Raw genomic sequence first — 12,529 nt, forward strand, 5'->3', positions numbered from 1 at the left:
GAAAAACTGGATCGTTTGGCGGTGTGTTGATCGTTCCCACGCTCTGCGTGGGCATGCATCACCGGACGCTCCGCGTCCATTGGCATGAGATGACGCAGAGCGTCACGGGCTACATTCCCACGCAGAGCGGGGGAACGATCGGTGTGTGGGGATTACCTACCGCCCATAATCGCTATGTAATCCTGCGTCCAGCGGCTATACGGCACAAACTTCCCGCCCTCAGCCTGCGGTGTTTTCCAGAAGGCGATCTTGTCGAACTGATCGAACCCGTTGGTCTTGCAACCTTCAGCGCCGAGCAACTCACTGCCCTGGCAAGCCGCCGGAACCGCCGGCAACGAACCGAACCAGGCCGCCACATCACCCTGCACTTTCGGCTGCAGCGACCAGTCCATCCACTTGTAGGCGCAGTTCGGGTGCTTGGCCTCGGTGTGCAGCATGGTGGTGTCCGCCCAACCGGTGGCGCCTTCTTTCGGCACGGTCGAGGCAATGGGCTGTTTCTCGTTGATCAGGCCGTTGACCTGATACGGCCAGGCGCTGGACGCAACCACGCCTTCGTTCTTGAAGTCGCTCATCTGCACGGTGGTGTCGTGCCAGTAGCGGTGGATCAGCTTCTGCTGGGCGCGCAACAGTTCCAGCACGGCCTTGTACTGATCTTCAGTGAGTTGGTACGGATCCTTGATCCCCAGCTCAGGCTTGGTGGATTTCAGGTACAGCGCCGCGTCGGCGATGTAGATCGGGCCGTCGTAGGCCTGCACGCGACCCTTGTTCGGCTTGCCGTCGGGCAGGTTCTGTTCGGTGAACACCACGTTCCAGCTGGTTGGCGCGGTCTTGAACACGTTGGTGTTGTACATCAGCACGTTCGGCCCCCACTGGTACGGGGTGCCATAGGTCTGGTTGTTGACCACGTACCACGGCGCGTCTTTCAGGCGCGGGTCGAGGGATTTCCAGTTCGGGATCAACGCGGTGTTGATCGGTTGCACACGCTTGCCGACGATTAACCGCAGCGAGGCATCGCCCGACGCCGTCACCAGGTCGTAACCGCCCTTGGCCATCAGGCTGACCATTTCGTCAGAGGTGGCGGCGGTTTTCACATTGACCTTGCAGCCGGTCTCCTTCTCGAAACCGGTCACCCAGTCGTAGGCCTTGTCGCTTTCACCGCGTTCGATGTAGCCGGGCCAGGCGACGATATCCAGCTGGCCCTCGCCAGCGCCGACGGCTTTGAGCGGCTCGGCGGCCTGCAGGCTGGCGCTGGCCAGCAGGGCCGTGGTGATTGCACTGAGCAGTGCGGTCTTGTGCACGAACATGGTGAACCCTCTTCTTTAAATTATGGTCGGGGCAGTTGTGAACGCGGTGAAGCATGCCGTCAGCGGCTTGTTATTAGCGTAGTCAGAGATGCTGGCCGTGGCGGGCCATGATGTGCCGCACCACGCTGTAGTCCTGTAGCGAATCGCTGGATAAGTCTTTGCCGTAACCGGAGCGTTTCAGCCCGCCGTGAGGCATTTCGCTGACCAGCATGAAATGGCTGTTGATCCAGGTGCAGCCGTATTGCAGGCGTGCGGCGACCTGCATTGCTTTATCGAGATTCTGGGTCCAGACCGACGAAGCCAGGCCATATTCCGAGTCGTTGGCCCAGTCCACCGCTTGCGCCAGCTCATCGAAACGGGTCACGGTCACCACCGGGCCGAACACTTCGCGCTGGACGATTTCATCGCTCTGCTTGCAACCGGCCAGCAACGTTGGCTGATAGAAGAACCCGGCGCCGGAATGCACCGCCGCGCCGGTCACCCGCTCGATGTGCGGCTGACCGAGGGCGCGTTCGACGAAACTGGCTACACGGTCGCGCTGGCGGGTGCTGATCAGCGGGCCGATCTCGTTGTCGGCGTCACGCTTACCGGCGAAGCGCAGGCTGCTGACCGCCGCACCGAGTTCAGCCACCAATTTGTCGTGAATCCCGGCCTGGGCGTAGATCCGGCAAGCCGCCGTGCAATCCTGCCCGGCGTTGTAATAGCCATAAGTGCGCACGCCTTCGACCACGGCTTTGAGATCCGCATCGTTGCAGACGATCACCGGGGCCTTGCCGCCGAGCTCGAGGTGGGTGCGCTTCAGGGTTTTGGCGGCGGCCTGGAGGATTTTCTGGCCGGTGACGATATCGCCGGTCAGCGACACCATGCGCACTTTCGGATGGCCAACCAGGTGGCTGCCGACGCCTTCGCCGCCACCGCAGACAATGTTGATCACCCCGCGCGGCAGGATTTCGGCCAACGCCGGAGCCAGTGCCAGAATCGACAGCGGCGTGTGCTCGGACGGCTTGAACACCAGCGTATTGCCGGCGGCGAGGGCCGGGGCGATTTTCCACGCGGCCATCATGATCGGGTAGTTCCATGGCGCAATCGAGGCGACGACACCAATCGGATCGCGGCGCACCATGCTGGTGTAGCCCGGCACGTATTCGCCGCTGAGCTGGCCGGTCTGGCAGCGTACGGCACCGGCGAAGAAGCGAAACACATCGACGGTCGCGGTCAAGTCGTCCTGCCGCGCCAGATGCAGCGGCTTGCCGCAGTTCAGGGCTTCGAGGCGAGCGAGGTGGTCGGCGTGCTTTTCGACGGCGCTGGCGATTTCCAGCAACAGGTTCGAGCGTTGTTGCGGGGTGGTGCGCGACCACTCGGCAAAGGCGCGGTGGGCGGCGAGGATCGCGGCTTCGACTTGTTCGGTGCTGGCTTCGGCGATCTGGGTCAGGACTTCGCCGGTGGCCGGGTTGAGGATCGGCTCGACAAAACCCAGGCCGGCGACCAGTTCGCCGTCGATCAGCAACGCGGTGTGCATGGGGGTCTGCGCGCCAGCCATTTTCCGGGGTCTCTTTTCTTGTGTGGTCATATGGCTCCCTGTTCCGGGCGCCGACCGTCTTATTGATGCAGCAAGACTAGTGCGCGGCTCCGGGGTCGACAAATTCTAAATACTGAAGGTGGCATTCGATTAAATAGATGGCTTGCGTCCGCCGTGTGGCTGTTCGCGGGCCACGGTCAGGAACGGATCGACCAGCGCGGGGCGCGCAGTGCCACGGCGCCAGGCCAGACCGACGTCGAGGGTCTGGTTGAGGTCGGCAATCGGCCGCGCCTCGATGATGTCGCCTTCCAGCGACCATGGGCGGTAGGTCATGTCCGGCTGGATCGACACGCCCAATCCCGCCGCCACCAGACTTCGTACTGCTTCGGTGGAGGCGGTTCTGAGGGTGATCTTCGGTTGCAGTCCGGCACCACGCCAAAGACGTTGGGCGTTGCGATCCATCTCGTCGACGTTCAACTGAATCAACGGCTCCCGGGCGACATCGGCAAGGTTGATGCTGTCGTGTTCCAGCAGCGGATGCTGGGCCGGCAGCCACAAACGGTGCGGCGAGTGGGTCAGCACTTCGGTTTGCAAGGCGTGGCGGTCTTCGAGGTTGGAGAGGATCAACACCCCGACATCGATCTCGCCGCTGACCAGCAGATGCTCGATGTACGGGCGCTCGTCCTCCATCACCCGGATCTCGACATTGGGGTAGGCGCGCTGGAAACGAGTGAGCAAGTCTGCCAGGTAATAACCGGCTACCAGACTGGTCACGCCGACGATCAATTGTCCGGCGACCTGATCGGTACTCTGTTGCAGGCTGCGCTTGGCGTTGTCCACGGTCGCCAGAATCAGATGCGCCTGGCGCAGGAATTGGTGTCCCTGATGGGTAAGCGTCATGCCCTTGGCGTGGCGGTTGAACAGGCTGACGCCGATTTCTTCCTCCAGTTGCTGGATGGCCAGGGTCAGTGTCGACTGGGAAATGAACGCGGTTTGCGCGGCGGCGGAGATCGAGCCGGTCTCGGCCACGGCGATGAAATGGCGGATCTGACGCAAGGTCATCATGGACGGTTTACCCGGTGGGCGGTTTTTTTAGATTGCCTCGAGTGTATATCTATTTTCGCGAAGGGCTGCTGCGGGCCAGGCAACATCTGGAAGCACACTCGCACCCAAGTGACGGGCACTTTCGAACTAGGCTGAGGGCCTTATTGATCCGGATAACCCCTGTTTGGAGACGGAACATGAACACCCGTGGATTGCTTGATCAACTCCTCAAGTCCGGCCAGGATCTGCTGCAGAACAAGGCGGGCGGGGCGCAGAACAAGTCGGCTGCCGGTGGACTCGGCGGTTTGCTGGGCGGCTCATCCGGCAACGGCGGCCTGGGCAGCCTGCTCTCCGGTGCCGGCGGAGGTGCCTTGGCAGCCGGGGCCATGGGCCTGCTGCTGGGCAGTAAAAAGGCCCGCAAGGTTGGCGGTAAAGTCGCCATTTACGGCGGCCTCGCCGCACTGGGCGTGATCGCCTACAAAGCCTACGGCAACTGGAACGCCCAAAAAGGCACCGCCCCACAGAACGAACCGCAAACCCTTGACCGTCTGCCACCGGCGCAAGTCGAACAACACAGCCAGGCCATCCTCAAGGCCCTGGTCGCCGCCGCCAAGGCCGACGGCCACATCGACGACCGCGAACGCCAACTGATCGAAGGCGAATTCACCAAACTCGACAACGATCAGGAACTCACGCACTGGCTCCACGCCGAACTCAACAAACCCCTCGACCCCACCGACGTCGCCCGCGCGGCAAGCACACCGGAGATGGCCGCCGAAATGTACGTGGCAAGTGTGATGATGGTGGATGAGGAGAACTTCATGGAGAAGAGCTATCTGGATGAACTGGCGCGGCAGTTGAAGCTGGAGCCGGGGTTGAAGGTGGAGCTTGAGAAGCAGGTACGTGTAGCTACCCAGTAAAACCGCTGTCAGCGATTTCAGAACCCGCGATCCCGCACAGGATGGCGGGTTCTTTCGTTGTGGCTGAAAAAAACGCCGGCGAGCGCGCGTTACGGTATCGCCAGATCGTCTGCACCGGGAATGGCCAATCCACCGCCCCTTTTTGCCATTGCGTCACTGGCACGCCACCCTCCGATTCCTTGAAAGTCCCTGTCCAGAGCCCACCCCGTTTACCATCGGCAGGCCTGAGCGCGGCAAACCGTCTTATAAATGAAACACCGCCCTCAGCTATACTCCCCCGCATTTCGACCCGCCCCGAGGACTGACTGTGAAGAACTGGACGTTGCGCCAACGCATTTTGGCGAGCTTTGCGGTGATTATCGCCATCATGCTGCTGATGGTGGTCGTCTCGTATTCGCGGCTGCTGAAGATCGAAGCCAGTGAAAACAGCGTCCGTGACGACGCGATTCCCGGCGTCTATTACAGCTCGATGATTCGTGGTGCGTGGGTCGACAGCTATCTGCAGACCCAGGAACTGCTGGGGCTCAAGGAAGGGCAGGGCATCAGCAGTGAAGATGCGGCCGATTACAAGGCTTTCGAATCCCGACTTCAGGAGCAGATGGCCAATTACCGTGGCACGGTGGTCACGGACGAGGACAAGCTCGAATTCGCGGCGTTCGAGAAGTATCACGACAACTACCTGAAAATTCAGGATGCGGTGCTCGACCTGCACAAGCGCAATCTCGAAGCCGATGCGGTCAAGCTGTTCAACGAACAACTGACACCGGCCTGGTACTCGGGCCGGATGAAACTCAACGACATCATCGGCGAGAACAAGAAAGTCGCCGACAAGGCCATGGCCAACATCGACGAGGCCGTGGCGGCGGCCAAGGTCAGCATGTTCGTCTCGCTGCTGGTGGCGGTGCTGGCCGCCGGTTTCTGCGGTCTGCTGCTGATGCGCGCGATCATGGCGCCGATGAGCCGCATCGTGCAGATCCTCGACATCATGCGTACCGGCGATCTGAGCAGCCGCTTGAACCTCGACCGCAAGGACGAGTTCGGGGCCGTGGAAACCGGCTTCAACGACATGATGACCGAGCTTACTGCTTTGGTGTCCCAGGCCCAGCGTTCGTCGGTGCAGGTCACCACTTCGGTGACCGAGATCGCCGCCACTTCCAAGCAACAGCAGGCTACCGCCACCGAAACCGCCGCGACCACCACTGAAATCGGCGCGACGTCCCGCGAGATTGCGGCGACCTCCCGCGACCTCGTTCGCACCATGACCGAAGTGTCCACCGCCGCCGATCAGGCTTCGGTGCTGGCCGGTTCCGGGCAGCAAGGTTTGGCGCGCATGGAAGACACCATGCACTCGGTGATGGGCGCGGCGGATCTGGTGAATGCCAAACTGGCGATCCTCAACGAGAAGGCCGGCAACATCAATCAGGTGGTGGTGACCATCGTCAAGGTCGCCGACCAGACCAACCTGCTGTCTCTGAACGCCGCGATCGAAGCGGAAAAGGCCGGTGAATACGGTCGCGGTTTCGCCGTGGTCGCCACCGAGGTGCGGCGTCTGGCGGATCAGACCGCCGTCGCCACGTATGACATCGAACAGATGGTCCGCGAGATTCAGTCGGCGGTGTCCGCCGGGGTGATGGGCATGGACAAGTTCTCCGAGGAAGTGCGGCGCGGCATGGCCGAAGTGCAGCAGGTCGGCGAGCAGCTGTCGCAGATCATCCATCAGGTGCAGGCGCTGGCGCCGCGGGTGTTGATGGTCAACGAAGGCATGCAGGCCCAGGCGACCGGTGCCGAGCAGATCAACCACGCGCTGGTGCAGCTGGGTGATGCCAGCAGCCAGACCGTCGAGTCGTTGCGTCAGGCCAGTTTCGCCATCGACGAACTGAGCCAGGTGGCCGTGGGCCTGCGCAGCGGCGTTTCGCGATTCAAAGTCTGATGAGCGAAATCACCGTCAAACGCAGCGCTGCACCGGTGGCGAAGCAGGCGTTGTTCCTGCTGTTTCGCATCGGCAGCGAACGTTACGCCCTGCGTGCCACGGAAGTGGCCGAAGTGCTGCCGCGTCTGCCGTTGAAGCCGATTGCCCGGGCGCCGCACTGGGTGGCGGGGGTGTTTGCCTATCGCGGCACGGTGGTGCCGGTGATCGACCTCAGTGCCCTGACCTTCGGCCATCCTGCCGAGGCGCGCACCAGCACGCGACTGGTGCTGGTGCATTACCGCGCGGATGACTCGCAACCCGCGCAATGGCTGGGCCTGATCCTCGAACAGGCCACCGATACCCTGCGCTGCAACCCGGAAGATTTTCAGCCGTACGGCCTCGACAATCGTCAGGCGCCGTACCTGGGGCCGGTGCGTGAAGACGCCCAGGGGCTGGTGCAATGGGTGCGGGTCAACGACTTGCTGGACGAGTCGGTGCGTACGCTGTTGTTCCCGTCGCCGCCGCTGGACCCGAAGCGGCTTGAGGAGCAGCCATGAGCAGTGACCAGCGCTTCTTCGACTTCCTCAAGGAACGCATCGGTCTCGACGTTGCGTCGGTGGGGCCGGCAATCATTGAACGGGCCGTGCGCCAGCGCATCACCCTGTCGCAAACGGTGAGTGCCAATGAGTACTGGCAGACGCTGCAAGGCTCGCGGGATGAACAGCAGGCGCTGATCGAAGCGGTGATCGTCCCCGAGACCTGGTTTTTTCGTTACCCGGAATCCTTCGCCACCCTGGGCAAGCTGGCGCGCAAACGTCTGGGTGAACTGAACAACATGCGCGCGCTGCGCATCCTCAGCCTGCCGTGTTCCACGGGCGAAGAACCCTATTCGATTGCCATGGCCTTGCTCGATGCCGGCCTCAAGCCCCATCAGTTCAAGGTCGATGGCATGGACGTCAGCCCGTTGTCGGTGGACAAGGCGCGGCGGGCGCTGTACGGCAAGAACTCGTTTCGCGGTCAGGAACTGGATTTTCGCGAGCGGCATTTTTCTGCCGAACACGAGGGTTACCGGGTGAATGAAATCGTCCGCGAGCAAGTGCGCCTGCAGGTCGGCAACGTGCTCGATCCGTCATTGCTGGTCAACGAGCCGCCGTTCGATTTCGTGTTCTGCCGCAACCTGCTGATCTATTTCGATCAACCGACCCAGCAGCAGGTGTTCGCCGTGCTCAAGCGCCTGACCCATGTCGATGGCGTGCTGTTTATCGGCCCGGCCGAGGGCAGTCTGCTTGGGCGGTTGGGCATGCGTTCGATCGGGATTGCGCAGTCCTTTGCCTTCAGTCGTCACAGCGAACCGCAGCCCGAACCGTTGCCGATGCCGACCGCGACTCCTGTGCCGTTGCCTGTGCGCCAACCGCTGCGCAGCACGCCACCGCCGCCGGTGCGCAACCGACCGTTTGCTGGCGTGACGCCGTTGACGGCGACGGCTAAAAGCACCAACACCGACGCCGCGACCTTGCTGGCCAGCATCGCCGCCCTGGCCAACGAAGGCAAAAGCGCCGAGGCCCGCGCGGCGTGCGAGCAGTATTTGCGCTGCCATGAGCCGGTGGCCCAAGTGTTCTACTGGCTCGGCCTGCTCAGCGATGTCGCCGGCAGCGCCCTCCAAGCCCAGGGCTTTTACCGCAAGGCGTTGTACCTCGAACCGCAACACCCCGAAGCCCTGATGCACCTTGCCGCCTTGCTGCAGGCCCAGGGCGACACGGCCGGTGCCAGACGATTGCAGGAGCGCGCCGCCCGCAGCGACCGCACCGCCGACAGTGAGCGTAAACGATGATCCCGTCCGACACTTTGAACGTCACCCACGAAGACGCCCGGGCCATCGATGATTGCTGGAACCGCATCGGCATCCACGGCGACAAGTCCTGTCCGCTGCTGGATGAACACATCCATTGCCGCAATTGCTCGGTGTATTCCGCCGCCGCCACGCGCCTGCTCGACCGCTATGCGTTGCAGCAGGACGAGCGCGATCCGGTGGCGACCCAGGTCGAAACCGAGCTGAAGACCCGTTCGCTGTTGATGTTCCGCCTCGGCGAAGAATGGCTCGGCCTGGCTACGCGCAGTCTGGTGGAGGTCGCGCCGTTGCAGACGATTCACTCGCTGCCGCACCAGCGCTCCCGAGCCTTGCTCGGCGTGGCCAACGTGCGTGGTGCGCTGGTGGCGTGTCTGTCGCTGGTCGAACTGCTCGACCTCGACAGCCATGCGGCCCCGGCGACCGGCGCGCGGATCATGCCGCGCATGCTGATCATCTCGGCCCAGGGCGGGCCGGTGGTGGTGCCGGTGGACGAAGTCGACGGGATTCACGCCATCGACGAGCGAATCCTCGACGCCGCCTCACGCTCCGGCGCACACGCCAGCGCCAAATACACCCGAGGCGTGCTGCCTTTCAAAGGTCGCAGCCTGCGTTGGCTGGATGAAGAACAGCTATTGTCCGCCGTGTCCCGGAGCCTCACATGACCCCCGAGCAAATGCGCGACGCCTCCCTGCTCGAGCTGTTCAGCCTCGAAGCCGAAGCCCAGACCCAGGTGCTCAGCGCCGGGCTGCTGGCGCTGGAGCGCAACCCGACCCAGGCCGATCAGCTCGAATCGTGCATGCGCGCGGCGCACTCGCTGAAAGGCGCGGCGCGGATTGTCGGCATCGACAGCGGCGTCAGCGTCGCCCATGTGATGGAGGATTGTCTGGTCAGCGCCCAGGAAGGGCGGTTGTTCCTGCGCCCGGAACATATCGATGCGCTGTTGCAAGGCACTGATTTGCTGATGCGCATCGCCACCCCGGCCAACGGCCCGCAACCGGCGGACATCGAGGCTTACGTGGCGTTGATGGGCGGATTGCTCGATCCGGCGGCGCCGCCAGTAGTGCTCGCCGCTGCGAGTGCGCCACCGATGGCCGAGTTGCAGCTTCAGCCACCGTCGGTGGTTGAGCCAGCGCCCGCCGAACCATCCGTCGAGATCGCCGAGCCGGAACCCGCACCACGTAAAAGCAAGCGCACCACCGAAGGCGGCGAGCGGGTGCTGCGGGTCACGGCCGAACGCCTGAACAGCCTGCTCGACCTGTCGAGCAAATCCCTGGTGGAAACCCAGCGCCTCAAGCCGCACCTGGCCACCATGCAGCGCCTCAAGCGCATGCAGAACAACGGTCTGCGGGCGCTGGAAAGTCTTAACGTGCATCTCAAGGAACACGCCTTGAGCCTTGAAGCTCAAGAGGCGCTGGAAGACGCGCGCCGTTTGCTCGCCGAATCCCAGCAACTGCTGGCCGAGAAAAACGCCGAACTCGACGAGTTCGCCTGGCAAGCGAGCCAGCGCGCACAAGTGCTCTACGACACCGCGCTGGCCTGCCGCATGCGGCCTTTTGCCGATGTGCTGTCCGGGCAGGTGCGGATGGTGCGCGACCTCGGTCGCAGCCTCGGCAAACAGGTGCGGCTGGAGATCGAGGGCGAGAAGACCCAGGTCGACCGCGATGTTTTGGAAAAACTCGAAGCACCGCTCACGCACCTGCTGCGCAACGCCGTCGATCATGGCATCGAAATGCCGCAGGAACGCCTGCTCAAAGGCAAGCCCGAGGAAGGCCTGATTCGCCTGCGGGCCTCGCATCAGGCCGGTCTGCTGGTGCTGGAACTGAGCGATGACGGTAACGGCGTGGATCTGGAAAAGGTCCGGCGCAGCATCGTCGAACGTCAGTTGTCGCCCGCCGAAACCGCCGCCCAGTTGAGCGAAGAAGAACTGCTGACCTTCCTGTTTCTGCCGGGTTTCAGCCTGCGGGACAAGGTGACCGAGGTCTCCGGTCGCGGCGTAGGCCTCGACGCGGTGCAGCACATGGTCCGCCAGTTGCGCGGTGCGGTGGTGCTGGAGCAGACGGCGGGCGAGGGCAGCCGTTTCCATCTGGAAGTGCCGCTGACCCTTTCCGTGGTGCGCAGTCTGGTGGTGGAAGTCGGCGACGAGGCCTACGCCTTCCCGCTGGCGCACATCGAGCGCATGTGCGACCTGGCGCCGGACGACATCGTGCAGGTCGAAGGGCGCCAGCATTTCTGGCACGAGGGCCGGCATGTCGGGCTGGTGGCGGCCAGTCAGTTGTTGCAGCGACCGGCCAGCCAGAACAGCGGCGAGACCTTGAAAGTCGTGGTGATCCGCGAGCGCGATGCAATCTACGGCGTGGCAGTCGAGCGTTTCATTGGCGAGCGCACGCTGGTGGTGCTGCCGCTGGACGAGCGGCTGGGCAAGGTGCAGGACATTTCTGCCGGGGCCCTGCTCGACGATGGTTCGGTGGTGCTGATTGTCGATGTCGAGGACATGCTGCGTTCAGTGGACAAACTGCTCAACACCGGGCGTCTGGAACGTATCGCGCGTCACGGCAATCAGGCCGCCGAGGCGGCGCGCAAACGGATTCTGGTGGTCGACGACTCGCTGACCGTGCGCGAGCTGCAACGCAAGCTGCTGCTCAATCGCGGCTACGACGTGGCCGTTGCAGTGGACGGCATGGACGGCTGGAACGCCTTGCGTTCGGAGGACTTCGATCTGCTGATCACCGATATCGACATGCCGCGCATGGACGGCATCGAACTGGTTTCGCTGCTGCGCCGCGACAATCGTCTGCAATCGCTGCCGGTGATGGTGGTGTCCTACAAGGATCGCGAGGAAGACCGCCGCCGTGGACTGGACGCCGGCGCCGACTATTATCTGGCCAAGGCCAGTTTTCATGACGACGCCTTGCTCGACGCGGTGGTTGAGCTCATCGGAGGAGCGCGGGCGTGAAGATCGCAATCGTCAACGACATGCCTTTGGCGGTGGAGGCCCTGCGCCGCGCGCTGGCCTTCGAGCCAGCGCATCAGGTGGTGTGGGTTGCCAAAAACGGCGCCGAAGCAGTGCGTCTGTGCGCGGAAAATACCCCGGACCTGATCCTGATGGACCTGATCATGCCGGTGATGGATGGCGTCGAGGCGACCCGCCGGATCATGGCCGAGAGCCCGTGCGCGATCGTCATTGTCACCGTGGACCGCCAGCAGAACGTGCACCGGGTGTTCGAAGCCATGGGCCATGGCGCGCTGGATGTGGTCGACACCCCGGCCATCGGCGCCGGCAATGCCCAGCAAGCAGCGGCGCCGCTGCTGCGCAAAATCCTCAACATCGGCTGGCTGATCGGCGAGAAAACCGCCCGCTCGCGTCCGGCGCCTGCGACACCGCGCAGTACCGCCTCGCGCCAGCGGCTGGTGGCGATCGGCTCTTCGGCCGGAGGGCCGGCGGCGCTGGAAGTCTTGCTAAAGGGGCTGCCGCGCCACTTTTCGGCGGCCATCGTGCTGGTGCAGCATGTTGACCAGGTGTTTGCCGCCGGCATGGCCGAATGGCTGGCCAGCGCCAGCGGCCTGGACGTGCGTCTGGCCCGCGAGGGCGAACCGCCGCAGGCCGGCGCGGTGTTGCTGGCCGGCACCAATCACCATATCCGTTTGCTCAAGAACGGTACGCTGGCCTACACCGCCGAGCCGGTCAACGAGATCTACCGCCCCTCGATCGACGTGTTTTTCGAAAGCGTCGCCAATTACTGGAACGGTGACGCAGTAGGGGTTTTATTGACAGGAATGGGACGCGACGGGGCTCAAGGGCTTAAGCTCATGCGCCAACAGGGTTACCTGACCATCGCGCAGGATCAGCAAAGCAGTGCGGTGTACGGCATGCCCAAGGCTGCCGCAGCCATCGACGCGGCCGTAGAGATCCGTCCACTGGAAAAGATAGCGCCACGATTGCTGGAGATTTTCCCCAAATGAATACGTCCATCCGCAATCCTGGCC

10 protein-coding genes are annotated in these 12,529 nt (G+C 63.2%); 7 read left to right on the forward strand and 3 right to left on the reverse strand.

All coding sequences use genetic code 11. From position 1 onward, the window contains the following. Positions 1–152: 152 nt before the first annotated feature. The 3 genes from ydcS to L6D81_RS06055 all read right to left on the reverse strand — a co-directional run bounded on the left by ydcS (position 153) and on the right by L6D81_RS06055 (position 3,888). Complete coding sequence (gene ydcS, locus L6D81_RS06045) at positions 153–1,304, reverse strand: putative ABC transporter substrate-binding protein YdcS (RefSeq protein ID WP_236178290.1); 1,152 nt, start codon at positions 1,302–1,304, stop codon at positions 153–155. Between the two features lie 82 nt (positions 1,305–1,386). Continuing rightward, positions 1,387–2,874, reverse strand: a complete 1,488-nt coding sequence (locus tag L6D81_RS06050; RefSeq protein ID WP_236178291.1) for a gamma-aminobutyraldehyde dehydrogenase — start codon at positions 2,872–2,874, stop codon at positions 1,387–1,389. Between the two features lie 99 nt (positions 2,875–2,973). Beyond that, positions 2,974–3,888 (reverse strand): LysR family transcriptional regulator, encoded by a 915-nt coding sequence (locus tag L6D81_RS06055; protein WP_007954670.1) that lies wholly within the window; start codon positions 3,886–3,888, stop codon positions 2,974–2,976. Positions 3,889–4,064: 176 nt separating this feature from the next. On the opposite strand from L6D81_RS06055, the gene L6D81_RS06060 reads away from it, so the two are divergent. The 7 genes from L6D81_RS06060 to cheB all read left to right on the forward strand — a co-directional run bounded on the left by L6D81_RS06060 (position 4,065) and on the right by cheB (position 12,505). Continuing rightward, the gene (locus L6D81_RS06060) at positions 4,065–4,787 is read left to right on the forward strand and encodes a tellurite resistance TerB family protein (protein ID WP_236178292.1); all 723 of its coding nucleotides are present in this window, start codon (positions 4,065–4,067) and stop codon (positions 4,785–4,787) included. 307 nt (positions 4,788–5,094) lie between these two features. Further along, positions 5,095–6,717 (forward strand): methyl-accepting chemotaxis protein, encoded by a 1,623-nt coding sequence (locus L6D81_RS06065; protein ID WP_236178293.1) that lies wholly within the window; start codon positions 5,095–5,097, stop codon positions 6,715–6,717. Further along, complete coding sequence (locus L6D81_RS06070; RefSeq protein WP_236178294.1) at positions 6,717–7,253, forward strand: chemotaxis protein CheW; 537 nt, start codon at positions 6,717–6,719, stop codon at positions 7,251–7,253. The genes L6D81_RS06065 and L6D81_RS06070 overlap by 1 nt, the downstream gene beginning before the upstream one ends. Further along, entirely contained in the window at positions 7,250–8,527 is a 1,278-nt protein-coding gene (locus tag L6D81_RS06075; protein ID WP_236178295.1) for a CheR family methyltransferase, read from the forward strand. The genes L6D81_RS06070 and L6D81_RS06075 overlap by 4 nt, the downstream gene beginning before the upstream one ends. Next, complete coding sequence (locus L6D81_RS06080) at positions 8,524–9,207, forward strand: chemotaxis protein CheW (RefSeq protein ID WP_236178296.1); 684 nt, start codon at positions 8,524–8,526, stop codon at positions 9,205–9,207. The genes L6D81_RS06075 and L6D81_RS06080 overlap by 4 nt, the downstream gene beginning before the upstream one ends. Then, a complete protein-coding gene (locus L6D81_RS06085; RefSeq protein ID WP_236178297.1) occupies positions 9,204–11,498 on the forward strand; it encodes a hybrid sensor histidine kinase/response regulator in 2,295 nt (764 codons plus the stop codon). Before L6D81_RS06080 ends, L6D81_RS06085 begins: the two co-directional genes overlap by 4 nt. Continuing rightward, on the forward strand, positions 11,495–12,505 hold the full coding sequence (gene cheB / locus L6D81_RS06090) for a chemotaxis response regulator protein-glutamate methylesterase (RefSeq protein ID WP_236178298.1): 1,011 nt from the start codon (positions 11,495–11,497) through the stop codon (positions 12,503–12,505). Before L6D81_RS06085 ends, cheB begins: the two co-directional genes overlap by 4 nt. The last annotated feature ends 24 nt before the right edge of the window (positions 12,506–12,529 follow it).

This window comes from Pseudomonas sputi, from assembly GCF_021603585.1.
GTDB classification, from domain to species: domain Bacteria; phylum Pseudomonadota; class Gammaproteobacteria; order Pseudomonadales; family Pseudomonadaceae; genus Aquipseudomonas; species Aquipseudomonas sputi.